At 52.1% G+C, this 23,457-nt stretch carries 22 protein-coding genes, 1 pseudogene and 2 riboswitches; of the genes and pseudogenes, 19 read left to right on the top strand and 4 right to left on the bottom strand.

What is annotated here, in order from left to right; all coding sequences use genetic code 11:
• Positions 1 to 89: 89 nt before the first annotated feature.
• The 9 genes from JC200_RS23835 to JC200_RS23795 all read left to right on the top strand — a co-directional run bounded on the left by JC200_RS23835 (position 90) and on the right by JC200_RS23795 (position 7,777).
• Positions 90 to 1,217 (top strand): ParM/StbA family protein, encoded by a 1,128-nt coding sequence (locus tag JC200_RS23835; RefSeq protein ID WP_274436786.1) that lies wholly within the window; start codon positions 90 to 92, stop codon positions 1,215 to 1,217.
• 2 nt (positions 1,218 to 1,219) lie between these two features.
• Positions 1,220 to 1,666 carry a hypothetical protein gene (locus JC200_RS23830; protein WP_274436785.1) on the top strand — a complete coding sequence of 149 codons (447 nt, stop codon included), beginning with the start codon at positions 1,220 to 1,222 and terminating at the stop codon, positions 1,664 to 1,666.
• 402 nt (positions 1,667 to 2,068) lie between these two features.
• Complete coding sequence (locus JC200_RS23825) at positions 2,069 to 2,893, top strand: ParA family protein (RefSeq protein WP_274436784.1); 825 nt, start codon at positions 2,069 to 2,071, stop codon at positions 2,891 to 2,893.
• Positions 2,874 to 3,458 carry a hypothetical protein gene (locus JC200_RS23820; protein WP_274436783.1) on the top strand — a complete coding sequence of 195 codons (585 nt, stop codon included), beginning with the start codon at positions 2,874 to 2,876 and terminating at the stop codon, positions 3,456 to 3,458. The genes JC200_RS23825 and JC200_RS23820 overlap by 20 nt, the downstream gene beginning before the upstream one ends.
• 462 nt (positions 3,459 to 3,920) lie before the next feature.
• Positions 3,921 to 4,802: a helix-turn-helix domain-containing protein gene (locus tag JC200_RS23815; RefSeq protein ID WP_274436782.1), complete on the top strand. Its 882-nt coding sequence runs from the start codon at positions 3,921 to 3,923 to the stop codon at positions 4,800 to 4,802.
• Positions 4,799 to 5,023, top strand: coding sequence for a hypothetical protein (locus JC200_RS23810; protein WP_274436781.1), 225 nt, complete (start codon positions 4,799 to 4,801; stop codon positions 5,021 to 5,023). Before JC200_RS23815 ends, JC200_RS23810 begins: the two co-directional genes overlap by 4 nt.
• Before the next feature lie 158 nt (positions 5,024 to 5,181).
• Positions 5,182 to 6,144: a DUF4238 domain-containing protein gene (locus JC200_RS23805; protein WP_274436780.1), complete on the top strand. Its 963-nt coding sequence runs from the start codon at positions 5,182 to 5,184 to the stop codon at positions 6,142 to 6,144.
• A gap of 298 nt (positions 6,145 to 6,442) precedes the next feature.
• Positions 6,443 to 7,270 (top strand): hypothetical protein, encoded by an 828-nt coding sequence (locus tag JC200_RS23800; RefSeq protein WP_274436779.1) that lies wholly within the window; start codon positions 6,443 to 6,445, stop codon positions 7,268 to 7,270.
• 264 nt (positions 7,271 to 7,534) lie between these two features.
• A complete protein-coding gene (locus JC200_RS23795; RefSeq protein WP_274436778.1) occupies positions 7,535 to 7,777 on the top strand; it encodes a hypothetical protein in 243 nt (80 codons plus the stop codon).
• 412 nt (positions 7,778 to 8,189) lie between these two features.
• On the opposite strand, the gene JC200_RS23790 is transcribed toward JC200_RS23795, so the two are convergent.
• The gene (locus tag JC200_RS23790) at positions 8,190 to 8,912 is read right to left on the bottom strand and encodes an SOS response-associated peptidase (protein WP_338000223.1); all 723 of its coding nucleotides are present in this window, start codon (positions 8,910 to 8,912) and stop codon (positions 8,190 to 8,192) included.
• 203 nt (positions 8,913 to 9,115) lie between these two features.
• Between JC200_RS23790 and JC200_RS23785 the strand changes: the two genes are divergently transcribed.
• From JC200_RS23785 to JC200_RS23760, 6 genes are all read left to right on the top strand, one after another.
• On the top strand, positions 9,116 to 9,868 hold the full coding sequence (locus JC200_RS23785) for a hypothetical protein (RefSeq protein WP_274436777.1): 753 nt from the start codon (positions 9,116 to 9,118) through the stop codon (positions 9,866 to 9,868).
• Positions 9,869 to 10,187: 319 nt separating this feature from the next.
• The gene (locus JC200_RS23780) at positions 10,188 to 11,375 is read left to right on the top strand and encodes a hypothetical protein (RefSeq protein ID WP_274436776.1); all 1,188 of its coding nucleotides are present in this window, start codon (positions 10,188 to 10,190) and stop codon (positions 11,373 to 11,375) included.
• Positions 11,376 to 11,675: 300 nt separating this feature from the next.
• Positions 11,676 to 11,930, top strand: a complete 255-nt coding sequence (locus JC200_RS23775) for an AbrB/MazE/SpoVT family DNA-binding domain-containing protein (RefSeq protein WP_274436775.1) — start codon at positions 11,676 to 11,678, stop codon at positions 11,928 to 11,930.
• A gap of 300 nt (positions 11,931 to 12,230) precedes the next feature.
• Positions 12,231 to 12,548: a DUF6166 domain-containing protein gene (locus JC200_RS23770; protein ID WP_274436774.1), complete on the top strand. Its 318-nt coding sequence runs from the start codon at positions 12,231 to 12,233 to the stop codon at positions 12,546 to 12,548.
• Positions 12,549 to 12,587: 39 nt separating this feature from the next.
• Complete coding sequence (locus JC200_RS23765; protein ID WP_274436773.1) at positions 12,588 to 13,229, top strand: nuclease-related domain-containing protein; 642 nt, start codon at positions 12,588 to 12,590, stop codon at positions 13,227 to 13,229.
• A gap of 46 nt (positions 13,230 to 13,275) precedes the next feature.
• Positions 13,276 to 13,491 (top strand): hypothetical protein, encoded by a 216-nt coding sequence (locus JC200_RS23760; protein ID WP_274436772.1) that lies wholly within the window; start codon positions 13,276 to 13,278, stop codon positions 13,489 to 13,491.
• 753 nt (positions 13,492 to 14,244) lie between these two features.
• Here JC200_RS23760 and JC200_RS23755 read toward each other — a convergent pair.
• Positions 14,245 to 15,602 (bottom strand): annotated as a pseudogene (locus JC200_RS23755) (IS4 family transposase).
• A gap of 380 nt (positions 15,603 to 15,982) precedes the next feature.
• Positions 15,983 to 16,630, bottom strand: a complete 648-nt coding sequence (locus JC200_RS23750) for a TerC family protein (protein ID WP_274436771.1) — start codon at positions 16,628 to 16,630, stop codon at positions 15,983 to 15,985.
• Positions 16,631 to 17,030: 400 nt separating this feature from the next.
• On the opposite strand from JC200_RS23750, the gene JC200_RS23745 reads away from it, so the two are divergent.
• The 3 genes from JC200_RS23745 (at position 17,031) to JC200_RS23735 (ending at position 21,110) form a co-directional block, all read left to right on the top strand.
• The gene (locus tag JC200_RS23745) at positions 17,031 to 17,603 is read left to right on the top strand and encodes a manganese efflux pump MntP (RefSeq protein ID WP_274436770.1); all 573 of its coding nucleotides are present in this window, start codon (positions 17,031 to 17,033) and stop codon (positions 17,601 to 17,603) included.
• Between the two features lie 283 nt (positions 17,604 to 17,886).
• A riboswitch (Fluoride riboswitch) is annotated at positions 17,887 to 17,948 on the top strand.
• A gap of 115 nt (positions 17,949 to 18,063) precedes the next feature.
• Positions 18,064 to 19,590 carry a MutS-related protein gene (locus JC200_RS23740; RefSeq protein WP_274436769.1) on the top strand — a complete coding sequence of 509 codons (1,527 nt, stop codon included), beginning with the start codon at positions 18,064 to 18,066 and terminating at the stop codon, positions 19,588 to 19,590.
• Positions 19,587 to 21,110, top strand: a complete 1,524-nt coding sequence (locus JC200_RS23735) for a MutS-related protein (protein WP_274436768.1) — start codon at positions 19,587 to 19,589, stop codon at positions 21,108 to 21,110. Before JC200_RS23740 ends, JC200_RS23735 begins: the two co-directional genes overlap by 4 nt.
• A gap of 24 nt (positions 21,111 to 21,134) precedes the next feature.
• On the opposite strand, the gene JC200_RS23730 is transcribed toward JC200_RS23735, so the two are convergent.
• The gene (locus tag JC200_RS23730; protein ID WP_274436767.1) at positions 21,135 to 21,806 is read right to left on the bottom strand and encodes a DUF190 domain-containing protein; all 672 of its coding nucleotides are present in this window, start codon (positions 21,804 to 21,806) and stop codon (positions 21,135 to 21,137) included.
• A 95-nt stretch (positions 21,807 to 21,901) separates the two neighbouring features.
• Positions 21,902 to 21,968, top strand: a riboswitch (Fluoride riboswitch).
• Between the two features lie 65 nt (positions 21,969 to 22,033).
• On the opposite strand from JC200_RS23730, the gene JC200_RS23725 reads away from it, so the two are divergent.
• Positions 22,034 to 23,275 carry an MFS transporter gene (locus tag JC200_RS23725; RefSeq protein ID WP_274436766.1) on the top strand — a complete coding sequence of 414 codons (1,242 nt, stop codon included), beginning with the start codon at positions 22,034 to 22,036 and terminating at the stop codon, positions 23,273 to 23,275.
• Positions 23,276 to 23,457: the final 182 nt, after the last annotated feature.

The following is a 23,457-nucleotide window of genomic DNA, read 5'->3' as shown; positions in this document are numbered from 1 at the left end:
GAAGTCTACGTCTGCATCGTGACTACGTTGACGCACTGCCTACGTCTTCACAGTGTCTACATTGGAGAAAAAGAAGTGGAGGAGAAACCATGCTGAGACTCGCGGCTATCGACATCGGGAACGACAGCGTAAAACCCATCTACAGCGGGGCACACGGCCAACCGATCCCCAACGTCATCGCCCCCATCCCCGCCGATCGCGGCGTGTTGTCGTTAGAGAGCAACGTGTACGAGGGTATCCACTGCCGCATCACCAGCCCGGCGCTCGCAAACAGCGGCGTATACGCAGTGGGAAACTTGGCAACCCGGTACGCGCCAAACCACGAGCCAGAACCCGGCGACACAAAGGGCACATCTGACCAGGCGGTGATCATGCTCCTGGTGTCACTGGCCTTGGACGCTGCCACAGAGACGAAGGCCAGTCCTGGCACGGTGCACGCGACCTACGCGGTGTCCACCGGTCTGCCACTGCGCGAGGCCAAACAGCCCGGTGCTCGCGCTGCGTTTGCCGAGCGGTTGATGGGCAAAGTGCACGAGGTAGAGTTTCTGCAAACGCCGGACCTATCCGGAACGGTCGTGCGCATCGAGTTCGAGCAGGTGGACGTGTACAGCGAAGGCCAAGCGGCCATGATGCACCTGGTGACAGATGAGCACGGCCACATCAAGAACACAGAGCTGCTACAAAAGTCGATCCTCATCAACGACATTGGTGGCCTCTCGACCGACTCCGCGGTGATCGAGCGTGGAGAGCCGGACAACATCAACTCCGAGGGCATCAACTCCGGCGTCAGCGAGTACCTGGACCTCATCATCGAGAACGTCTACCAGCGCTACCACCACAAGATCCGTTCGCGGCGAAACCTTGTGCGGGACGTTCTGCTAGCACCAAACGAGCGCAAAAACCACATCCTTGTCGATGGCAAACTCACGTCCGTCAAGGACATTGTGGATGTGGCGCTGGCCGAATGCGCCCGTGTGCAGCACGAACATCTGACGCGGATGTGGAAGAAGGTGTCCGACCTAGAGTTGGTCTATCAGATTGGCGGTGGATCGGCTCTGCTACGTCCCTATCTCACCGCAGTCAATGAACAAGGCAAGCGCACATTCCCGCTGCGGTGGCAGGAGTCGTCGGAAGAAAGCGTCTGGATGATCGCCGAGTCCTACTGGCGGATGTTACAGTTATCGCGCAGCGCTGCGTCCGTCTCCGAGGGTGTATGACGATGACACGCCGAACAGAGTTACGACCGGGGGACGTCATCTCATTTCGCGTGCCTCAGAACATCTCGTCGGTCGATCTGGACTACCTGAACCAGGTGGCTGGCAGAAACACTGAGGGAAAGGCCGGTGCAATCGCAGGCTTCTTCTTCCGTCGACTCGAGCAGGCGCGAGTGGAAACCGGCATTCACGCGTCGGTGACACTGCCACCACTGAACCAATACGAGTTGCAACAGTTAGAAAACCCTCTTTTCCAACGCGCGCTATCCATCTTCGCCTGCCAACTCCTGGGCCGCGGTGATGATCATCATAACGGGCGGACTGCACGGAGCAGCCAACACGTCGATCTACAAGAAGAGGAAGAGTCAGCAAACCAGCACCTCGGAAGTGCTATGACGGAGCAGCCGGACCCTGCAGCCGTGGCATTGTTCCATAAGCTCAGCGGCGCTTGACCTTCTCCCTGACGCCGAGGCGCCCATCTGTCGCGTGGGCGCCTCCATCATCCAACACCATTATCCATAGATATATATGAATGAACACCGTTATATTTAGACAAAACTTTTCACATATCTTCTCTAAGAGTCATATAAACATGAACGTTTTCATCCACAGTTTCATGTTTAGTCATTCTTTTATAAAAATGAATACTAAACTTTTCATACACATCTTTCTCTTCTCTACTATCTTTATGCATCTATATATAAACACTTCTTTCAACCTATATATAAACATCAAACTAAATACATTTATAAATATGTCTATGAACAGTTTTTTCAATACGCTAGGATGGATATTAACAAACACGTTCCGTTCCTATATCATAGTTTTATCGAACTCAGAACGGAGGTCCATCAGTGGCGACCATTTTTGCTTTAGGCGTACAAAAGGGTGGCACATCAAAGTCTACGACCACCGGGATTACGGCCTGGCTACTTGCGCAAGAGCAAGGCCACAAAGTCCTTGCTGTAGACTTCGACAGCCAAGGCAACCTGACGCAACTCTTGACCGGGCACGACGACCTCCAAGTGTTTCGGGAGAAGACTGTGCTCGAAGCTATCCAAACGCAAAGACCAGAGGAGTATATCCATAGAATCAGTGACAATCTACATATCTTGCCCGCAGATGACTTCCTTTCCGGCTTTGCGCGTTGGTTGTACACGCAACAATCCAACAAGAACGTATCACTAGTGCTTAAAGAAACCCTAGACCTTGTGCGAGACCAGTATGACTACATATTTATCGACTTACCACCAAACCTTGGAGAACAAACGATAAACGGTATAGCGGCAGCCGACTACAACATCGTCATGCTGCAAGCGGAGCCCTTTTGCTATAACGCTTTGGCCAACTACCTTGAGATCCTCATTGCTGCCCAGGAACGCATCAATCCAGCCATGCGGGTCATCGGGATACTCACCTCAGTCATTGATCCTCGAACTGGCCTTGGTCAAGGAATCCTTGATAAAGCACGCGCAGAGTACAGTGACTTTGTATTTGACACTGTGATCCAACGCCGCGCACGCGTAGCTGAGTTTGCCATTACCGGCATCGAAAAACGGACAAAAGCGGATCGCACAGTGCTCCGCATGTACGAGTCTTTTATTGAGGAGTTGATGGCCCGTGTCGCCAAGTTCCAAAGCTCAGACACTACTCTCGAAAATGAACCAGCGAAACCCTGATGATAAACAAAACATTGGTGCAGAAATCGATCAAAAGATAGATATCCTCGACTCTATGTCGGCAAGCACGAAAACAACACCAGTCGTCCAAGAAACCAATCTAGCGCAGACGGTCCATACTGCGGAAGTGGAAACAGCATCCGACACCAAACTTTCTTTTGAAGACCGCACAGGCGCTGTTGAGGAGACTACAGACACGACAAAGGTTCCGAGTGATAGCGATCGGGTTGAAGCGAAAGTCTCTGGCGACCATGAGGTAGATGAAAATGAGCCAGAGCCCGGGGGCTACACCAACCTATCAGACTTACTCGAACGGTTTGACTTCCTATACAACGATTACTTCAAAGGCGCCATGGATGACGATCGAAGAGTGTTTGACGACTATGTGCCCAAAAGCTTCATTATAGAAAAATCCATGGCAGCTCAAATAGATGCACTCGCAAAGAAGATGAAGAAGAGGAAGGGATTCCACAAACGGCTTGTGAACACTGGCCTCAAAATAGCCCTGGACCTCTACAAACTCCAGCTAGAACAGCAGGAGCAAACCCAGCCGAAGCGTCGCTAGTGGGCGAATCGCCCATGTGAAAGACCCCCTTGGAACCAAGGGGGTCTTTGTCCAGAGCGAGCTTTTAAGTTTGACTCAATCATACCATAGTGCCACTGGTGAACACAAGCGTAAACGTAATGTCTACGTAGACATTAGAACTCCGACACTACTACAGAATTCGACACGTTGACAAGCTCTTAGAAAAATGTGCTATACTGACCCTGTCCAGAAGTGAGTGGGGCTCACCGCACCCTTTTCAGGGGACGGGTGTAGCCTGATTACCGCAAACGCTCACATCTGACAAGATGGGCGTTTTTTAGTATCTCAACAAGGAGGGTAGTGAACAGCGTGTGGATGACAAAAGAAAAAGAGCCTTACCTTGGCGGGAGCGGGCTCTCTGGACACTATGTGTGAACTTGCAAGAAAAAGTTATCACATCGGTGTGTTCAAGTCAACCACAAACACCTGTTCGAATCCACAATGGAACACGACACCATCGAAGCAGTCTGGGGGCACCGCCTCCTTGATGAAGGTTTCCTCGCTATCCCAAATATCGTCGTCCGCAACTACCGTCATCTCGGTATCGAGCACGGTGAGTTCGGCTTCATCTGCACCATCCTTACATACAAGCACGACACGAAAGACCCTTACCCCAGCCAAGAGAAACTGGCCGCGCACATGAAGTGCAGTACACGCCAGGTTCAGAAGTGGATAGATAGTCTATACAACAAAGGACTACTCCTTGTCGGACAACGCCAGCATCCCACGAAAAAGCAGTGGGGTCACAACGTCTACAATTTCCGCCCGCTGATCGAAAAGGCTTTAGCCTATGTTGGACAATCCCCTCTGCCCCCAGACCCAGATGACTACGATATTGTGTACAAAAAGCCGTCCGTACCTGAAGTTCGTATGGAGTCAGAATCACCATCCGAACCTGAAGTTCGTACGGTACCTGAGGTTCGGCCCGTACCTGAGGTTCGCATGGAACACGAACCTGAAGTCCGAATTTCCGGACCTGAGGTTCGTACGAATATATCACTTGAATATATCACTGAAAATAAAACACCTGATCCTACTATCCTCACGCACGACTTCGTAAGACTTCTACAACCGCGTTTCACGCCACAAACCTACGACATGTGGTTTACAGACATGCAGGTCACAGAGGTAGGCGGGGTTTTATATGTGCAGCTCCCCACGACGTTTGCCGCGTCCTATGTCCAGTCGCACTACAAGGACTACTTCATTGCCGGCGCGAACGAGTTGGGCTACGCAACAACCAATGTCGAGTTCGATATTCTTTCCACCAGTCAGCGACAAGAGGCAATCCCCATTCGCGCAAAACAGGGGGCATCGGGATGATCTACACCTTCGTGCGCGAACTCGGCGCACCCACTACAATCGCGACTTTGCCATCAAAATATGCAGTGGATGCATCCACTCTTCAACATGCCTGCGCTCAGTTCGCTAAACAGCTCGGCTTGAGGGTTCTCGAAGTCGGCGAACATTCCGCCTGGTTCGAAACAGCCGACAGGACGGATGTGGAGTATCGCGTTCGGGTGGAGGACGGAATAGCAAAGTGAAGTGATAATTAAATTTCTTACGAAACCTACTGGGACGTAGATAATTACCCGCTTCTCGCGGTGGCACGTTTTCGATGGCTGACAGGTCTCTAGTATCGACAATGGCGATTGTGGGAACTTAGTCAGGTTTACTACGGTTCTCGACGGGAGGCGATTGAATGAGCGACAAGTGGCCAATTGTAAAACGTCAGCACTACGTGCCAGAAATGTATTTGCGGAACTTTGCTGATCACCGGGAGTACATATGGGCATTTAACAAGGAGACACGGTCAGTTTTTAACACTCCGATTAAAAACGTTGCTCAAGAGAGATACTTTTATGATGATGCAGACGGTCCTCAATATGTTGAACAGTACTTCTCAAGTCTAGAGAATGATATTGCACCAATTTTGAGGCGCATAATTAGTACATTCTACTTATCCGACGTACATCGCTTAGTTAACAAAACCATTCTGACAGTGGCAGACAAAACAAATTTGGCTTGGTTTATTGCTACGCAGTTCTTGAGAACAAGCGATATGAGGGCTTGGGTCACTGATTTTCACGAAAAACTTATAACGGCTTATGCTAAAACTCAACTCCCTAGCGGTACGCTACGAAATTTAAGGATAAAGCTGAAGAAAGATTCCTACCAGTATAGCCACGCAATGTTTATGTTTGACGAAAAATTAGTGACTAAACTCACCGAGATACTTTTTGAGCAGATATGGACAGTCGTAACCCGTTCAGATGATGGCGTTTTCTACACCTCAGATACGCCTGTAATTTGTTTCAATCACGTAGATGGAACTTTGCAGGTGGGAGGGCTTGGGAAACCCGGAATTGAGGTGATTTATCCACTGAATAGCCGTCTGGTTTTAGTTATCAGAGAACGCAGTTACCTCCAACGATTTTCGGCATTCGATAATCGTTATGCGCTTATCGAGGGAGAAAGCGCAGACACGTATAACGAGTGGCAAGCGCTTATGGCAAGGAGACTGGTGTTCTGCGGGATGGATCAATTTGAGCAGGCCAAAGAGGTTGTGGCCAATGCTCCAAAAAAGAAAGTGGAGTTCGACGAAAGTCGTTTGAACAAGCAGGCACGAGACTGGTTTAAATCATCCGGAGGTAAGGATCGATAAAACGTAGGGAGGTATCATTTCATGCCTGTCATTCGAAAAACAGACGGAGATATGTCGAGAAGAAGTGTTGCCCCCGTTGACAGGGGTCTGGTTGGGTTCGGTGTCGACTCGGAGAGATGCCCCTCACCCAAACGGCTAGGGTCGTAACGTGCACTGGTACCAGTGGGTTCAGTGGTGGGCGAATCTGATACTTGACGTAGGCGTTGCCATCGCCATTTTGACATACTTCACAAATCGCTTCAGCTTGAGTCTGCAGCGCGTAGACATGCAGCTTCGAGTCACACGTGAGATCCATGAATTGTTTGAAGTGCCTTTGGAAGAGTGGAACCCGGACTGTGGGTACAGCGGTCCGACTGATCTAGGATTCGACCATCCTGAGTTCCTCAATTCACAGTCAGTTCACCAAAGGGAGAGAGAAGTAACAGATCTTCTCAACAAACTCGAGAAGTTTGCCACTGCGACGGGATTAATCCTGCGTTCACCGGTTTTATACAATCTCGAAAAGAGACTTCAACTTGAACGACAGACATCGGAATCATTTTTGAACATTGTGAACACCAATTTTGATGTTATATGTTATCACATGGTGCGCAATTCCCAAATATATCCGGCTATCAGAAAACTGTACTCGGCCTGGGATTCACATTATGCTTGGCAAAAGCGTGATGACTATTTCTACATGTCATCGAGACGTGTCTTTCTATCCTTCAATTGCTACCGGATTATTGTGGGGGACGATTACCATGACTATGCCGATGCAGCATCGTCAGTTGTGACTATAGGCGAAAGCTGCATGAAAGGGTTGGAGGAAGTACGTATAACTGTTCAGGCGATAGACAAAGTTTCGAAAGGGGTCGCGGGGTGGCCTGTGCTTGTAAGCGTCGATGGGGGGGAGATTGTCGAAAGGAAAGAATGGTACTCCAGCGTTCGTGGTCTTCATGGCTTGTGTTTAAAGCTAAAAGCTTTCGTCTTACCCCCACGCCATGTCTCAATGGGTGAGTATGTAAGCAACTCAAGCGGAACGGTCGTGCTTGTCATCCGGAAGACAGTTGGCGCGGGAGACATGACCATTCGGGCAGACGTGCCTTACACGGCACTCCCTCTGATTAAAAACAACGTACACTGAGCCCCAGACTAGGGACTGTATTACTCGACGAGATTCTTCTCAAGTTTGATGGACGCCGTATTGGACCAGCTAAACAGACTGCACTTGCAAACGGTATGTAGACCCACATCTTCAGGATTTTCCACATCAAGCATCCTCACCGAGACTCCCGGTACATGCCTGGAGTCCCTTTAATTCAACTACTTTGAAGCATATATATTTGCGGTGATAGAGGTAGAATAGAAACATCGAAACACCAACGAATAGGTAGAAGGGACGTGTAGGATGAACGTATATCAGGACGGTGTATGGTTTGTAGTGGACGAGGAGCAGTACTACGTGAACGGTTTCGGTTGGATGTTCAAACGCACACGAGACGCATTTTACGTCAGCTATCAAGTTAGCGAGAATGAATCGCAAGAGGTGGTTTACGAACCATCCGACGAAGCGCACATTGTCCTCATCCCGGCCGTCGAAGACATAGATGCCTGCGTAGAGTTCGGCTATTCCTTGATCAGCGGAGCGTGAACGGATGAAACCAACAAAGTGGTCCGATGATGCAGTGAGAGACGCTCTGATCCGCATGCACCGCGATACCGAATTGAGACCGACACAGGGAAATTGGGATCGGTGGAAGACGAAATCAGATCCCTCATTCGCGACAGTCTTAAACCGCGCGAAGTCTAACCCTCAGATAGCGCAACTGCTAAAAGATATGACACCACCTCCATCTATCACGGACAGAGCCGAGAATGATGTGCGCGTGTACTTACGGGAAGTACTATCTGTACCTGCCTATCAACAGTGGGCAGCTGCAAATGGACGAACACCGTCAAACGTGATTCGCTTAGTCTTGGGTGGTGTCAAAAAAACCATGGTTAGCATACTGGAGGACGAATGGAAAAATAGTGAACCAACCGATTGACACGTAAATCGCGAGTCACCCCCAAGCGTATTCCTCGATGCATCCAGCTCCATCGTTCCGAACGTTCCCGACCATCGGTGACACGTAGTAAGCGTGCATGTCACTGTTCGTGTATGGCTGCAGCATATCTGTCACCAGGTCGGTGTCGGTCACGGAACGGTCGAGCCACAGATCCTCGTTCTCTTTCGGCAGTATCACCGGCATCCGGTCGTGGATGCTGGACATGAAAAGGTTCGGCTTGCACGTGATGATCGTGCAGCTGCTGACCTTCTGCGTTCCGTCCGCAGACGTCCAGGTGTCGTACAATCCAGCCAACCCAAACAGCTTGCGAGACTTCAACTGGATGCGCAGTGGGCGCTTTGTGCTCTTTCGCCACTCGTAGAACCCGTCAGCAGGGATGATGCAGCGCTTGCGTGGAACTAGCCGCTTCCATGTTCCGTTCTTCAATAGGGTCTCCGACCTCGCGTTGAACGTGCTGAAGGTCGTCTTCGGCGAGTCCGACGACGAGGGTATGAGTCCCCACTTGAGAAGACCAGCGCGACGTTCACCGTCTGAGTTAGCCACAATCGCCACGACGTTTTGTGATGGTGCGATGTTGTAGTGCGGCGGATAGCGAAAGCCGTTGTCGACAAGGCCAAATGAGCGAATGATCTCAGTCCAGTCCTCCGTTAGCGTAAATCGTCCACACATCTCTCGCAGCTCCCCTCGTTGGAGTCCCGACTTGGTGACCTCAATCACCAGCATAGTCACCTTGGCAGGCACCGTAAACTCCGTGTGTCTACGTAGACGTATGCGCAGACGTTTACATGGAGTCTACGTAGACGTAGACGCATACGTCCACGGTACAGGGGCACAACAGTAGGATGCCGCAAAGAATGGCGTACTTTTGGCGGATTATCCGCCTTGCGTTGTGATAACGTGGGTGGAAAGGAGGAGATGTTATGGGGGATACGTCTAAATTGTTATTCGAGCACAACCTCGAACAGCTCGCAGAAGCAAAAAATCCGCAGATTATCATGGAGAGATACCGAATTCTGATGGCCAGGGTTTGCCAAACCATGCAGGACTTAACCAAAGACGACGACTTCGCAGAGCTCAACCAGCGTATAGCGGACATCGAGGCGTATGATGCTCAGATCCGGGACTACTTGTACGAGGAAGCAGCAACCTCGGTTGCGCACTATGATGATCGCACAGGTGAAGTTCTCGTAAACGACTTACCATCGGACCTTCAGTTGCTTCCGCAAGACGATGGATTTGTAGTGAAGAATATCCCTGCATGGATGCTCGGACATTCTGCCAAAAAGAAGTACCCGCCCGTGTACCACAAGGACCGGCCGTTTATCCGCAAACGACAGCTCTGGCACTGGATGCTTCGAAAGATAAAGCAGGACTATGTGGGTCGGGTGAGGGCAGGCGAACTCATGGCGCTACCTGAAAACCCGTCTCAATATGCCAGAGTTCTCTTTGTGCTACGGTCGACTGAAGACTATCAGGTAAGTGATCTTGACTACTATCTACCAGTGATACAAGTTGCGATAAACGCCCTTGTCGAAAACGAATTGCTTCTCAGTGACCGACCATCGAACTTGTCCTATGCCGCAGAGTGGCAACAGGAACAGTTGGATACTCCGGTTGTAGACGTGAAAGTCCAGTGGTTTGAACGTGACTTGCCGTTATGGGGTGGACGTTGAAGAAAACCTCGCCTACTGTGCAAACGGTCGTGTAGAAGTCGCTCTACCTATTCATGTGCAAGGTTTGCTCATGAGCGACTAACCGTTCATTTGCAAAAAAACTGCAAACGAACCGGCGCACATGAATAGGTGCATATCACACAACGCTTGTGTACCAAGGGGAATTCAGACATGCGCGGTGGTAATGAGGGGTTATTTTCGGCTAGAAAACGACCGAGGGAGAGGAAACAGGGGCAATCCAGCATGGCTTGGACCTGTTTCCTCTCCAAGTAACATGCAGCCGACCAAGTCCATTACAGCACAATGGAGGCATGGAGACGTGGGGCACAGAAGCACCGTGTGGGAAGAAAAGTCGCAACATCGTGCAGACGAAATCAGCCGCGCGTTGGTGCGAGTAGGCGTCATGACGAACGGACAGATAGCACGTTTGTTGAACGTCGATCCGAGAATAGCCAAGATCACCGTGTCGCGTCACTGGGATAGATTTGAGGAGCAGCACAAAGTGCCCAAAGGTGTAGCCGGAGGACGCTACGTTGTTCCTGGCAATCGTGTTATGAGCCTAATCCGCTTGTCGGATCAAGCCCTCGTCAAATGGGCGAAGGACGAGGGCATCGGCCGTGTGCGCAATCGCGTGAGACCAGCGGTGTTGCCCCAGGTGCTCAATGTGGGAGAACTGCTCATTCGGATGCGTCGCGCAGGTGTTGCATATGAGGACTGGGACATCATGCTCTCGCAGTCCAACGGAGAGGGTTTGCACGCGGACTTGGTAAAGCGTGGTGAAGATGGCGAAGCCGAGTTCACTCTTGGCTTATTTCTGTTACCGACACGGTTGTCAGAAGTGGAGCAAGGGAAGAAGGGCCTCATCTTCCATGGGGTACTGCGGCGGGTGGCTCAGAACAGCAAAGTCAAAGATACGCTTTTTCTCGTACCACGACAGTACTATCACACAGTACTCAAGACCCTGTCGAAATTAGACAAAGCAGGCCGCTACTTTTACCTCCTTCCACTAGAGTCTTTCGTGGAACATCCGCGCTGGTTCCTGGAGGCCATTCGCACGGACGATCACCAACAACGGGTGTCCCTTATTAACGATGCACTGGATTGGGACGAGAAAGCTGAACCTCCATATGGATTGCGATTCGCGAGCTTGCTCCGGTTCTACAAGGCAGACAACTACCGCTTTGTGGATACCTGGGTTAACGGCAGTGTTGACCGAGTTCGCCAATGGATGGACTACACGACGGGGTATCAAATCCCCAAGACCGGCTATGGCGCCGGTGCGGACGTCTACGTGCAGGACGACGTCATGCGAGAGGCTTTGGAGAAGGTGTTGCGCATGAAGAAGCGCGATCACTACAATCATTCCATTGTCTACACGGAGCCGTGGTTGGAGGGGATGTGCACGCCTGAACCGAAGGCGGCTGGCCCCGCGCAGCGTGCCCCGTTGGTAGATCCGGAGGACCTGAAGTTTGACGAGAGCTGGCTGAAATACTTCAACGAAGATTGACGCGAGCCTTGGTAGGGGGCGAACGATAGTTCGTGCCCTAGCTAGGCGGACGTGCAACGTGCCGTAAGTCTGGCATGCATCATAGAATTGGGAGACGATGGCATGGACGAAGTATACTATCAATGTCCACGGTGCGAGCGTAGATACGAGACAGACCTCGTGTGCACGGTGTGCAAAGCGGCAACGGTTCGCACAACGGTAACCCAGTTGATGTTGTTTGAGGACGAGCCAACACCCAGGTTCACTGTGCTCAACGGTGGACAGCAGAAGAAATCAGATAGATAGGAGAGGTGGAGAAACATGAAAAACACCGGTGTGCAACGAGCCGTAGACCCACTAGGTAGAGTGGTCATTCCCAAGGAGCTACGCAATACGATGGAAATACCAATGGGAACATCGCTCAGCGTCTTCACGGAGGACGACACAATTGTCCTCAGGAAATATGAACCGGGATGCGCAGTCTGTGGGGAGATGGAGAATGTGTCCAGATTCCATGGGAAGCTCATCTGTGCACAGTGTGTCACCGCGTTGAAACAAACGGCCGTTGCGTTGTAATGAGAGCTTTGGTGCAGTAGGGCGGGTAGAACCATTCTTTGTGGGAGACACTGATCTGGCAGAGGCTACGAAGTGTGGGTACTAAACCGACCGCGATCCAACCACCACTTTTTAGCCTGGCCAAGCCTCCACGTGCGTTGTGGGGGCTTTTTCATGCACGGTCCAGCCATCTCGGCAGGAGAACCGTAGAGCCGCGGCTAAGGATAGTGTGGGAACAGGTGTTTGCCTCGAGCGTACACCAGCGATTCCGCGCAACACAAACAAAACAGGTCGGCGGAAACAATAAAGGGGATAAAATGCGTGAAGTGGCCAGTGAATGGTTTTGCGGGAGCTCGGTACAACATTGGTGACACGGAGGTGATCCGTATGCAGGGCGGCCGCCAGGCTCCGCTCGAAAGCGCAGCGGAACAGAGTTCAACGGGGATGGACTGGGGCTACAGTGGGTCCGCGCCGGCTGATCTTGCACTGTCGATACTGGCCTCCTACACAGGCAACCGCGAGGCTGCGCTAACGTGTCATCAAGCGTTCATGGCGGAGTTCGTAGCTGAGTTCGAAGACGAGTGGTCGATATCAGACGATGAAATTCGGGACTGGCTGTTGAAAAGGGGAATTCTTTGATGTCTACTTGTAACATGCATTAATGGCAGAGGTTAGTGTTTGGAGGAGGAACTTGGTCTGTACTTCATCGTCATCCTTCCCATACTCATCGTCATAGTAGTTGTTCTCAAAATCCTCGACAATTCCCGCAAGTTCACCGGAGTCCTCGGAGAACAAGGTGTGCGGGTTCGCCTTAGCAAGCTCGACAAGTCAAGGCACCTCATCCTCAACGATGTGATGATTCCGAAACCCGGTGGTGGCACATCGCAGATTGATCACGTCATCGTCTGCAGAGCGGGCGTAATTGCCGTGGAAACAAAAAATTGGGCCGGGGCGGTATACGGACGAGGTACTGATCAAAAATGGACGGTCGCTGTTGGTAGACGAAAATACCGCCAGCACAACCCGGTTCTGCAGAACAAGGGCCATGTTAGAGCACTCCGAGAGATTGTCGGTTTCAATATACCACTTCACAGCGTCATCTCATTTGGTAGTCGCGCTAGCCTGCGTGTGAATGACACTGGGGATACACACGTGGTGGAATCAAGGAACCTTGTCCGTACAATAACGGCAATCGACTCTGAGATTTTGACGGTTGAACAGATGCACAACATATACCAACGAGTGGCGGCCGCGAACATAACGAACAGCGATACGAGGAAGCAGCATGTGAAGGACATCCACCAGCGGTACACGAGGTGATGGTTTGTGCTCGTCTCCACCATTCGATGCAAGAGGAGGTTCCTCGGTGCAAGTCATTCCGACACATCTCGATTTAGGCAAGCACATCCTTGGGCCACTGTATTTCCTGGTAGGGCTCTATTTTGCGGTAGCCATTCTCCTCGGAATCGTCGCTAAGTTTATTCCTCGTTGGTTACGTGGGATGGTCGCCTTGGTAGGCTTTTTGGGCATCTTCGCGTTGTGGGCGGTCCTCACGTTCCACTATCATTTTTTTGGTGGGTGACAGCGGCTTTCGTCTTCATCGGTCCACGCTCGACTGTCCGCCATCATGCCATCTCTACAATGGCGTACTGTTGGCGCGGACGAGGCCGTGTGTACGCGGAATATATGGAGTACAGCTATGTCCCGTGAAAAGGAGGAGTTGGGATGGAAGACGAGGTAACGGCCGTGATGGTCCCCACCTGACAAGGTGAGCTATCCTTTTCCGTCCTGAACGTGTGGCTTAACGCGCACCTGGTCAGTGGAGCGTCGCACCTTACCTTCAATGTCTGATGTGGCCTTGTGTTGGCAGTGTCGTGCCAAGTTGTGTAAATTCAATCTCGTACTACTGTGAACCCGTGTCACTCATGTAGAAGTTAAATCGGTGCGAGCAGAGTTTGTTCACCCGTGTGTTTCGCCATCGACTCCAGACTGAAGTATCTCGTTGCAATGGATCATTCGTCTCGACGTTCCGTAAGCGTCAAATCGAGAACACCTCGTAGAGCTGGTGTGACCACGTTTAGGAAAGGTGGTGCGGAGAGATTCCTCCGTTGTTGGTGTAACGTACACTGGCGACCACACTTTCCGCATATAACAAGTCCTTGAAGTAGAGCTGTACCCTCTCGTGCGGGACCACTTTTCTCGAGGTTGGTACGATTCGAGTGTAGTTGCTTGAGATTTCTTTCGTATTCCTCCCATGTGATGTATCCCGGATGAGTCTGGAATGAAAACCTCCCATTCCTCGCGAGGGAGCCGCACCGTATGATGAATAAACAACTCAACTTTCGCAGGCCAAAATAGGGAGATACGCCTTGATATGACTGGGTAGACCGTCGACCCACTGCTGTAGTTGACGGCTGATCAGTTTTGAGAGTCGATTGTTCGCCTTCTTGCAAACGTCACTTACAAGCTCAACCAGTTGGCTCGATGCCACGGCCCAGTCTAATTCACTCACTTCGTCGCACAGCATTAGGAATCGGTTCCCTAATGTGCGGTCGTCTGTGCTTTGGCGATGCTGCCAAGCCAGCAGAATGTACCGTGAAAAGACAATGGTGGTATGGCTAATGAGCATGTCATATGAACGTCCCTGAAACACTTTCTGTAGGCGCAGCAACGACTTGGTGCATTTAAAGAAAACCTCGATGTCCCACCGGATGCCGTAAATCTCTATAATCTCCTCGACTGTCAGAGTCGTGTCCGTGGATAGAATAGCCAGCCATTCTTTCTTATTCGTACGGTGACCAACGAACACCATCTTAATCGGAATGCCTGGGCTTGAGTGTGTATGCACCGCAAAATGCCCTTTTTCTTCGGGCATTGAACAGGCGTAGCGGCATAGTACAGTTCTTGCAAGGATAAGCGCCGTTCGTTAAACAGGTATCGTTTGTTGTCCGCCTTGACCATGCCTATGACGTCCAACCCTCTGTCCAAAATGGCCTGTATCAATGGAGCATATGTAAACCAACTATCCATGAGGACGTATGACGCGTTCATTCCAGCAGCCAAAGCTCGATCCAGCATGGCTGGGATGACCTCAGGGGCCGGACGAAGGGCTTCCACCCTCCGCTTGTATCCGTGCGTGCGCTTATCAACCGACTGGGTCAGACCCCGAATCTGCGACTTGACGGAACTGAGAAGAGAAAAATCAACAGGGACGAATGTGTGCCCGTCCGATCAGCCGAACGTCAACATGCGATAGCCTTTGTAGTAGCAGTTTCGGGCGTGATCTTTGAAGCGTGCCAAGAGTTCCACTGATTTGCTCCGGTTCCGTTCATACATGGAGTCATCGACGATGAATGCACTGACACGCTTGCTAGACGTCAGGGAATTTGTTTTGTTCACGGCATACACGCTGAGGTTCGAGAGGAACCGGCGACAAGCAAATCCAGAATGATTGAGAAACCGATACACAGCGTCCTTGCCAGGAAGCGATTCTGAATTCTCGCTTTCAAGGAGTTCAAACCAATTTCTGTAATGGAAAATGAGAACAAACACGAGCTGGAAAAGGTATGAACACGTAAACCCAAACCTTTTCGTAATGCCGGCCTTGCGTAGGTGCTTGAGCACCTTCAACTCCTCAAATGCAGGGCGAATCTCGGGTGGCAATTGATTTACGGCGTCATTCTGCGTTATCATGTACAAAACACCTTTTCTGCGGTTATTTAGGACTTAGACACCTCCAATTCTAACACGCAGAATGGTGTTTTTATTTGTTCAAGAGTGGTATTGTACGGCCCATCCGGCCAATAGATTCAATGGATTAACCCCATTTTCTTTCTGCGTGCAGGGGCACCGGTTTAGCCATCGTGGCTATCTTCCTGATTCTAACCGGGGTATGGTGCTGGATTGCCTACAAAGTCGTGTTCAACCCGTGGATTGACCGATTCATTCAGAAGTATGGGCACACAGTGATTCCCTTTGTGTTGATCAGCGCTAGGCGGGTACATCATTCTGGAAGCTTGAACTTTCGCCCTGTGTGGTCAAGGTGATTTTTGGGCGGTGATGCGAACCATTCATTACTGCTGCGTAGGTGGCCATTTTCGATTGTGGTAGATTCGCCAGATCCCGTAGAGAATCACAATGAGTGCCACCGATGCACGAATTACTACCTCCCTCCATCCGGTCGGCATCCTGGATACTACAAGCTTGTCATCTGTAATCGCATCCGCCCCTAGCTCTGCCACGAAACCGGCAGCAAGAATTTGTATCCACATGATTCTCTCCATGATATTCACGAACACCGGGATGAGCATTAAGAGTGGGATTAAGCTAAGCAGTATACCAGTCCCCACGGTCCACGGATTCTTTGTGACAACCGATAAGCTTACAACATTATCCACACTGAGTGCCAAGTCTGTTACAACAATCACGAAAACAAGCCTCGAAAATGAAAGCTCTTTGCGTTGTGGGGATGGTGAAATCTGAGACAAGCGAAGAGCCACAAAAAGGACCACCAGTCCCAGTCCGATACGAAATCCTGGGATGTTTACAAATGACAAGACTCCGATGATCAGCGCAGTACGGCAGGCCGCCAGGATTATCGCTGAAACAAGTCCAACAATCATTAAGTTGTGGCGGGTTTTCTGAGCAATGCCACCAATAACGATGGCGTTATCAATGCTTGTCAATAGATTGAGCACAAAGACAGTTGCTAATTGTTGCATGTTGGCCTCCTTAAAGGCCTCCGGTATGGCCCCACATTCAAGCGATGTACGGGATGAGCAAAATAACGTCCTCTGTATTCAGTCAATGTATGCGAATGCCGGACAAGTATGACAGCCGCCGTGGAAGCAGGTCCCACTGTACAGAAAAGGGATTGAAGTGCCATTTGAACAGGGCACACGCACTGGCCCGTGCGGACAACCACGAAACAGGCTTTTGGCTTGGTCACTTCGTCCACGCATCAGGCAGCCTAGTCCCATAACCTTACAGGGACCGAAAGGCGGAGGCGTAGGGAAGCTGTCTGGTGGTGTGTATCCGGCCAGATATGATTGAACATTCCCGCTTAACCGTGGTACCTACCCCTCTGCTGTGTGTCAAAAACTCTCGGCGGAGGCGAAGGGGATGAGCTGGTTAAGTGCGTTTGTTACGGTGAATCTCATTGGAATCGGGTCGAACTTCGACAACTGTGGAACAGGCATTTCGTACGGCAGCGACAAGATCAAATTCCCTCACTGGGTCAACACTGTCGTCAACGCGGTCGGTTTTTGCACAGCCGTCCTTGGGGCGTATGCGGGTGAAGTCATCTCACACTATCTCACTGTCGCCGAAGCACAATGGGCTGCGTGCATTGTCCTCGTCTGCATCGGACTGTTCTTTTGGTACGCAGGTTACATCCACCCCCTTGTTTCGAAGGAACAGCGACAAATGGAAATCAAGAAACCAGGTTGGAAAGAGGGCATCATTCTTGGCCTCGCCTTGTCCTTCACCAACGTTGCCAGTGGGTTTGGAGCGACTGTCTCCCACGTGGCGGCCCTTTGGTCAACTGTAATCAGCATTACTCTCTGGGGCTACATCATGATTTGGCTCGGAAACGTGGTGGGCATCGGAGTCATTGCACGTCTTCTTGGGAAATACTCCTCCTTTGCTGCCGGCCTGCTACTCATTTTGGTCGGAGTTCACCAGGTGATGGGATAACTGTGGGGTTGGGGGGAACAGAGGATATGGTCAGCGACGTGTACGTGGGGGTACTCTTCTATTACGGAGAATGCATGCTCCGACCGACCGCCTGCCGATTCGTGTTCAAATACTACGCCCTCGCATGCTGCTAAACAATCTGGTCGCAGAGTGAGATGTGGGACAAGTTAACTACATAGAAGGCGGATCCATGCGCCTATCCGGATACAGGCAAGGGGTGAGGCTCAACGCGAAGCGTTTCCATATTCCCATTCCGTTCTCCCATGAGCTATACTTGGATCAAAGAACATCTGGTGATGGAGCTCACCGTCAACATCCCGCTGGGATAATGGCTCCTGCAGATTTGGCGACAGCCGACTGCAGGAGCCTTATTTATCTGTAACTCCCCCAGCAGCGGCGGTATTTGTGGTTCCCACACTTGTTGTGACTGTGTCGAGTGTGAGAATGGAGGGAATGCGATATGACGTTCACGAGTGTCCTGACACCTTCTAGCGGTTGGTCGGCGCAGACGACGATGCCTGAATTCTTCACCGACCTGAATCTCGATCAGGTCGTAGACGATTTAACACGCGGACGCGAGGACTACAATCTCAAGCCGTTCTTTTACACGCCAGCAACAACGACGGATGTCATTCATTTCCGACAGCAGGTGATGCGGGACGTCGAACGCCCACCGGTTCATGCTGTGATTGCGGACTTCGCGGAGGAGATGCAGCGGGTACGCAGGTATCAGAAGGAAATGCAACGCCTGTACTACCCGGCGCAGGAGAAGGCGTGGTTCCTGGAAATGGTGCAAATTTACTGTCGCGCTGCCCTGTTGCTAGCAAAGGGTCTGGACACAGTGGAACTGAAGTCACAGGGCCTGCAGACGTATCGCGAGAACCTGCGAGTGTACGTGTCTTCAGGTTCGTTTCGAAAGCTGGCGGACGATGTAGAAAACACGAATCGGGGTCTGCGGGCCATTCGATACTGCGTTTTTATCAAAGGAGATTCCGTGACCGTGCAGCCTTCTGGGTCGGAACCTGACTACAGTGTTGAGATTGAGGAGACCTTCGCCAAGTTTAGGCAGGGTGAGGTTAAGGACTACAGAGTTAAGTTTTCCGACTGGATGCAAATGAGTCACGTGGATGCGCTTGTCGTCGATGGACTCACCAAGCTGTTTCCAAATGAGTTTGCCAAACTGGAGCAATTGAATGTAGAACACCAGGATTTTTTGGACGAAGGAGTGGTCACATTTGACCGCGAGATCCAGTTTTATATGGTGTACATCAACTATATCTCGAGGCTCCGCAATCGTCGACTGGCCTTCTGTTACCCAGTTGTGTCGGACAACAGCAAAGAGGTAAGCGTAAAGGAAGCCGTTGACTTGCCGCTAGCGCAGAAGTTGGCAACCGATGGGGAGCCTGTGGTTCCAAATGATTTCTGGCTGCGAGGCAGGGAACGCATCCTCGTTGTGTCGGGTCCCAACCAAGGTGGGAAGACCACCTTCGCGCGCATGTTTGGACAACTGCACTACCTCGCCAGCCTAGGCTGTCCGGTGCCAGCCAAAGAGGCACAGCTCTACCTGTTCGATCAAATCCACACGCACTTCGAGCGGGAGGAGCACGCCGCAGACCGAAATGGCAAGCTGAAAGACGATTTGCTTCGGCTTCGGGACATCCTTGACCAGGCGACACCTCGCTCAATCCTAATCATCAATGAAATCTTCAGTTCCACGTCGCTCGAGGACGGGATCTACCTGGGCAAAAGGGCGATGGACGCCGTGATGCGGCTTGACGCCCCGTGCGTATTGGTCACCTTTATCGACGAACTGGCTTCCCTTGGCGAGCAGACGGTCAGCATGACGAGCACTGTGTGCGAGGACAATCCTGCAGTGCGTACGTTCAAGGTTATACGCCATCCTGCGGACGGTCTCTCCTATGCCCTGTCGATCGCGCAGAAACACCGCCTGACCTATACTCAGTTGAAGGAGCGGTTGTCATCATGAAGGTTCACCTGATGTATCCGGACCGAGACTTTGATCTCAACCAGACGCTGCCGCCAAACGCGCAAGAACTCATCGATGACCTGGCACTTACACCACTCTTCGACGCGATGGCACAACGCGACGAGTTCCTGTTTAACTCTGCCCGTACGGCGATTCTCTGTGGTATATCGGATCCAGGCACGATTGTCTACCGCCAAGACGTTCTGAAGGTTTTTCTGCGTTCGCCGGAGCTGGCACGGGAGATGTACGAACTCGCCTCAGAGACGCTGGAAGCGCGGCGCAAAAACTACCTCGGCATCTTCACGAAGAATCCGTCCGGAGTTATCTATCAGTCCGTCCGCCTGCTACAGTTGCTGATGGAGGCGCTGCACAAACTTCGGTCGATTGCAGATCAGAATCGCAACAGAGTTGAATCCGCTGGTTTAACTGCGCTGTTTGATATGGTTCAAGTTGAATTATCCGACGACTACTTAGAACGGGTGCGCGCCCATCTAAAACGCTTTGACATCGACAACGGAATGTTGTTACGCGTACAACTGGGTCCTGGGAACCGCGGTACTCACTACACGCTTGTGCAGGACGAGAACAGGGGGCCCAACTGGCTGGGTCTGGTGCTGGGCAGACGGCGCGGCTACACGTTTCACCTATCCGCTCGGGACGAGGCAGGTCATCGGGTCCTTGCAGAAATGAAGGACCGTGGAACGAACCAGGCCGCGAACGCGCTGGCACAGTCTGCGGACCACATCCTCTCGTTCTTTCACCAGCTCAAAGCGGAAGTGGCGTTCTTTGTCGGCTGCCTAAACGTGTCGGACGGTCTGGTGAGGATTGGTGCGCCCACATGCTTCCCGACGCCGCTTGACGCACGTGAGCGCCATTGGTACGCGCAGGGTATTTACGATATCTGCCTCTGCTTGAACACACAACAGCAGGTTGTCGGCAATGACCTGAGTGCTGACGGGAAGGACCTGTGGGTGGTGACCGGCGCAAATCAGGGCGGAAAGTCAACCTTTCTCCGCAGCGTTGGCATCACGCAGTTGATGATGCAAAGCGGGATGTTTGTACCCGCTCGGTCGCTGACTGCGAACACTGTTGAAGCAGTGTTCACACACTTCCGGAAAGAAGAAGATGCAGAGATGAACCAAGGGAAATTCGATGAAGAACTCAGCCGCATGAGTCACATCGTCGATCAGATCAGCCCTGAAGCCTTGTTGCTCTGCAATGAGTCGTTTGCCGCAACGAACGAACGCGAAGGTTCAGAGGTGGCGCGACAGATTATCGAAGCCTTGGTCGAACATAGCGTACAGGTGGTGTTTGTCACGCACCTCTATGCCTTTGCAGGCAAGCTGTACGGTGAGCAGAGGGAGGACACGCTGTTTCTTCGCGCGATGCGGACAGAGGAAGGGAAGCGGACGTTTCGGATTGAACCAGGGCGCCCGCTGTCAACGAGTTTCGGTCGGGATCTGTACGAGGAGGTGTTTGAACAGGCAACAACCGCTGCCCTAGAAGGAAAGCAGGGGTGAATACCGCCGATGTGGCGATGCCTGTCACTTGTGAAACAGGCGTCCCTGCAGCAGGATGGCAGGACCGGATGCGGACTCAAGCAACGGTTGGATGGTGGTCATAATGTCTTTCAGTTTTAAGGCTGGAATTACGGCCTCCATCGAGAGAGAGAGGTGATGTGCGGGATGGAACAACTGCGCCTTGTGAATGACATGCTCCTTGCCGAACCCTTCCAAGTTTCGCGCGACTGTGACCCAGTACAGGCCCTGCTGTTGCAGCATTTTGAGCAATGCCTCATACAAAGGGACATGGTGATATTGATCGTCTTCCTTCATGTATACGCGCAGCAGTGAATCCTCATCCTTCATTTTCTCTCTACCTCCCTCTGCTTTCATGTCCAACACTTCAGGAATCGTCACCATCTGACCGCCGACCTTTTGGACTGGCTCATTTACGCTGGCTACGATGCGGCTGATTTGATCGGTCGGTCCGTAGATCTGCATCTCGATTGGCAGCTCATAGGAGATGTACTCTGTATGAGCATCGAGAACGTGGCCTTTCTTGTCGAGGCCAGCTTCGCCTCGAAGGACCGTCACACCGGGATCGCCGTTCTCAAACAGATACTTGACGATATCCTCGAAGACGGGATTGCCAAAGGCCTTTGTCCGGTCGCTTTCGTGCAGGTAAATGTGCAGCAGTGTCCCGGATTCAGACAAAACAGACACCTCCAAATGCTACCAAACCCTTAGCTTGTTCATTCAGTGTAGCATATCGTTCGATACATTGTGGGGCAGGGAAGGGAAAGGTACAATGATGGCAGAGGGATGAGGCCCCCTTGACGAAAACCGCCGACGTCGGCTGATGGCTTCTACGAATCCTCGTAGCCGTCAGTTCTTTTTTGTGTCCAGGAAGGGCGACTACCACAATGCAGGAGGAAATAGTGATGCGCAAACGGTCCTGGTTGACGCCGATTGTGTGGGGATTCTCGCTCGCCTCTTTGTTTAGTGACATGGGACACGAACTTGTCACCGCACTTACACCGGGCTTCCTCGTAGCTCTTGGTGCTCCCGCCATCGCACTCGGTCTCATCGAGGGGGTGTCTGGGCTCGCGCAGAGCTTCGCCGGTTTGCGAGGAGGCCGAGATGCTGGCGCGGTCACGAACCGCCGCCCATGGCTCATCGTCGGGTACGCGGGCACGGTGCTCAAATGCCTGTATGCACTCGTCTCCGTGTGGCCTTGGTTAGTATTGCTCCGCACCGTCGCGTGGATCGCCCGTGGGTTTCGCGGGCCACTTCGCGACTCCTTGATCGTTGAAACCGTTCCGCCCGAAGCACTCGGGCGCGCGCTCGGCTTTCGCGAGGCAATGGACACGGTGGGCGCGCTGATTGGGCCACTCTTGGCCGTGTTTCTGCTCGGTGCCCTCGGCTACTCGAAGTTGTTCTGGCTGAGCGCCCTCCCGAGCCTGCTGTCTGTCCTTGCGATCGCGGTGTTCGTTCGCGACCCGCGTCAGCAATCACGAAAAACAGCGGACACTGCACGCGGCACGCCAGCCGATGGCAGTCAACCGACAGGTAATGCGAGGCTCCAGCTGCGGTCCTTGCCCTCGGCTTACCGCAGCCTCCTCGCCGCCGACACGATGTTCGCGATGGGCAATGTGGCACCAACCTTCTTCATTCTCGCAGCGACGACTGCGCTTGCCCCGGCATACGGAACAAAGACTGCGGCGATCATCGGGATCGCCCTCTACGCTTGGCACAACGTGGTGTACAGTTTGACTGCCGTGATTGCCGGAACCGCAATTGACCGCGTCGGATCGCGGCCGGTTTTGCTTGCCGGCTACGCTATCCTGTTCGTTGCCCTTGTGGGCTTCGCGGCCGCACCTGCCGCAATCTGGTTCTATGCGATTCTGTTCACTCTGACCGGCCTCTCTACGGGCACCCAGGACGCCGCGCAGAAGACGTATGTCTCGCTCAGCCTGACCGACCCTGTGAAGGGGAGCGGTCTTGGCCTCCACGCTGCTATGCTCGGCATCGGCGCTCTAGTCTCCGCTGCACTCGCTGGCGGTGTGTGGACGCTCGGCTCGCACGTGCTCGCTTTTGCGCTGGCTGCCGTCTTTGCGCTGGCGGGTTTTGTGTGGCTCGCAGCGAGGGTGCCAAATCTGGAGGCGAAGATAGCGGGAAAATAACGAGAACTGAAGCGGGCAGGAGTTCAGACGTTGCTTTTCGTATCCCGCTGAAATAGAGCGTTTTGTTGAGTAGGAGTTGGTGGTGAAGGATTTAGACATCAAACGGTAAGAGACTAATGGCTTTTATCCGGGGGAACTCCGGACAGAAACCATTCTTGTGTGATCTGCACCCGTATGGGGTT

Source organism: Alicyclobacillus sp. ALC3, assembly GCF_028751195.1.
GTDB lineage: Bacteria > Bacillota > Bacilli > Alicyclobacillales > Alicyclobacillaceae > Alicyclobacillus_L.
Note: the sequence above shows the minus strand (reverse complement) of the source record. Positions and strands in the feature narration are given on the sequence as shown.

What these genes read in the sequence shown, in the direction of transcription:
- JC200_RS23835 (WP_274436786.1), top strand. Translation starts at nt 90, where the DNA reads ATGCTGAGACTCGCGGCTATCGACATCGGGAACGACAGCGTAAAACCC.
- JC200_RS23830 (WP_274436785.1), top strand. Translation starts at nt 1,220, where the DNA reads ATGACACGCCGAACAGAGTTACGACCGGGGGACGTCATCTCATTTCGC.
- JC200_RS23820 (WP_274436783.1), top strand. Translation starts at nt 2,874, where the DNA reads ATGAACCAGCGAAACCCTGATGATAAACAAAACATTGGTGCAGAAATC.
- JC200_RS23815 (WP_274436782.1), top strand. Translation starts at nt 3,921, where the DNA reads ATGGAACACGACACCATCGAAGCAGTCTGGGGGCACCGCCTCCTTGAT.
- JC200_RS23810 (WP_274436781.1), top strand. Translation starts at nt 4,799, where the DNA reads ATGATCTACACCTTCGTGCGCGAACTCGGCGCACCCACTACAATCGCG.
- JC200_RS23805 (WP_274436780.1), top strand. Translation starts at nt 5,182, where the DNA reads ATGAGCGACAAGTGGCCAATTGTAAAACGTCAGCACTACGTGCCAGAA.
- JC200_RS23795 (WP_274436778.1), top strand. Translation starts at nt 7,535, where the DNA reads ATGAACGTATATCAGGACGGTGTATGGTTTGTAGTGGACGAGGAGCAG.
- JC200_RS23785 (WP_274436777.1), top strand. Translation starts at nt 9,116, where the DNA reads ATGGGGGATACGTCTAAATTGTTATTCGAGCACAACCTCGAACAGCTC.
- JC200_RS23775 (WP_274436775.1), top strand. Translation starts at nt 11,676, where the DNA reads ATGAAAAACACCGGTGTGCAACGAGCCGTAGACCCACTAGGTAGAGTG.
- JC200_RS23750 (WP_274436771.1), bottom strand. Translation starts at nt 16,630, where the DNA reads ATGCAACAATTAGCAACTGTCTTTGTGCTCAATCTATTGACAAGCATT.
- JC200_RS23745 (WP_274436770.1), top strand. Translation starts at nt 17,031, where the DNA reads ATGAGCTGGTTAAGTGCGTTTGTTACGGTGAATCTCATTGGAATCGGG.
- JC200_RS23740 (WP_274436769.1), top strand. Translation starts at nt 18,064, where the DNA reads ATGACGTTCACGAGTGTCCTGACACCTTCTAGCGGTTGGTCGGCGCAG.
- JC200_RS23735 (WP_274436768.1), top strand. Translation starts at nt 19,587, where the DNA reads ATGAAGGTTCACCTGATGTATCCGGACCGAGACTTTGATCTCAACCAG.
- JC200_RS23725 (WP_274436766.1), top strand. Translation starts at nt 22,034, where the DNA reads ATGCGCAAACGGTCCTGGTTGACGCCGATTGTGTGGGGATTCTCGCTC.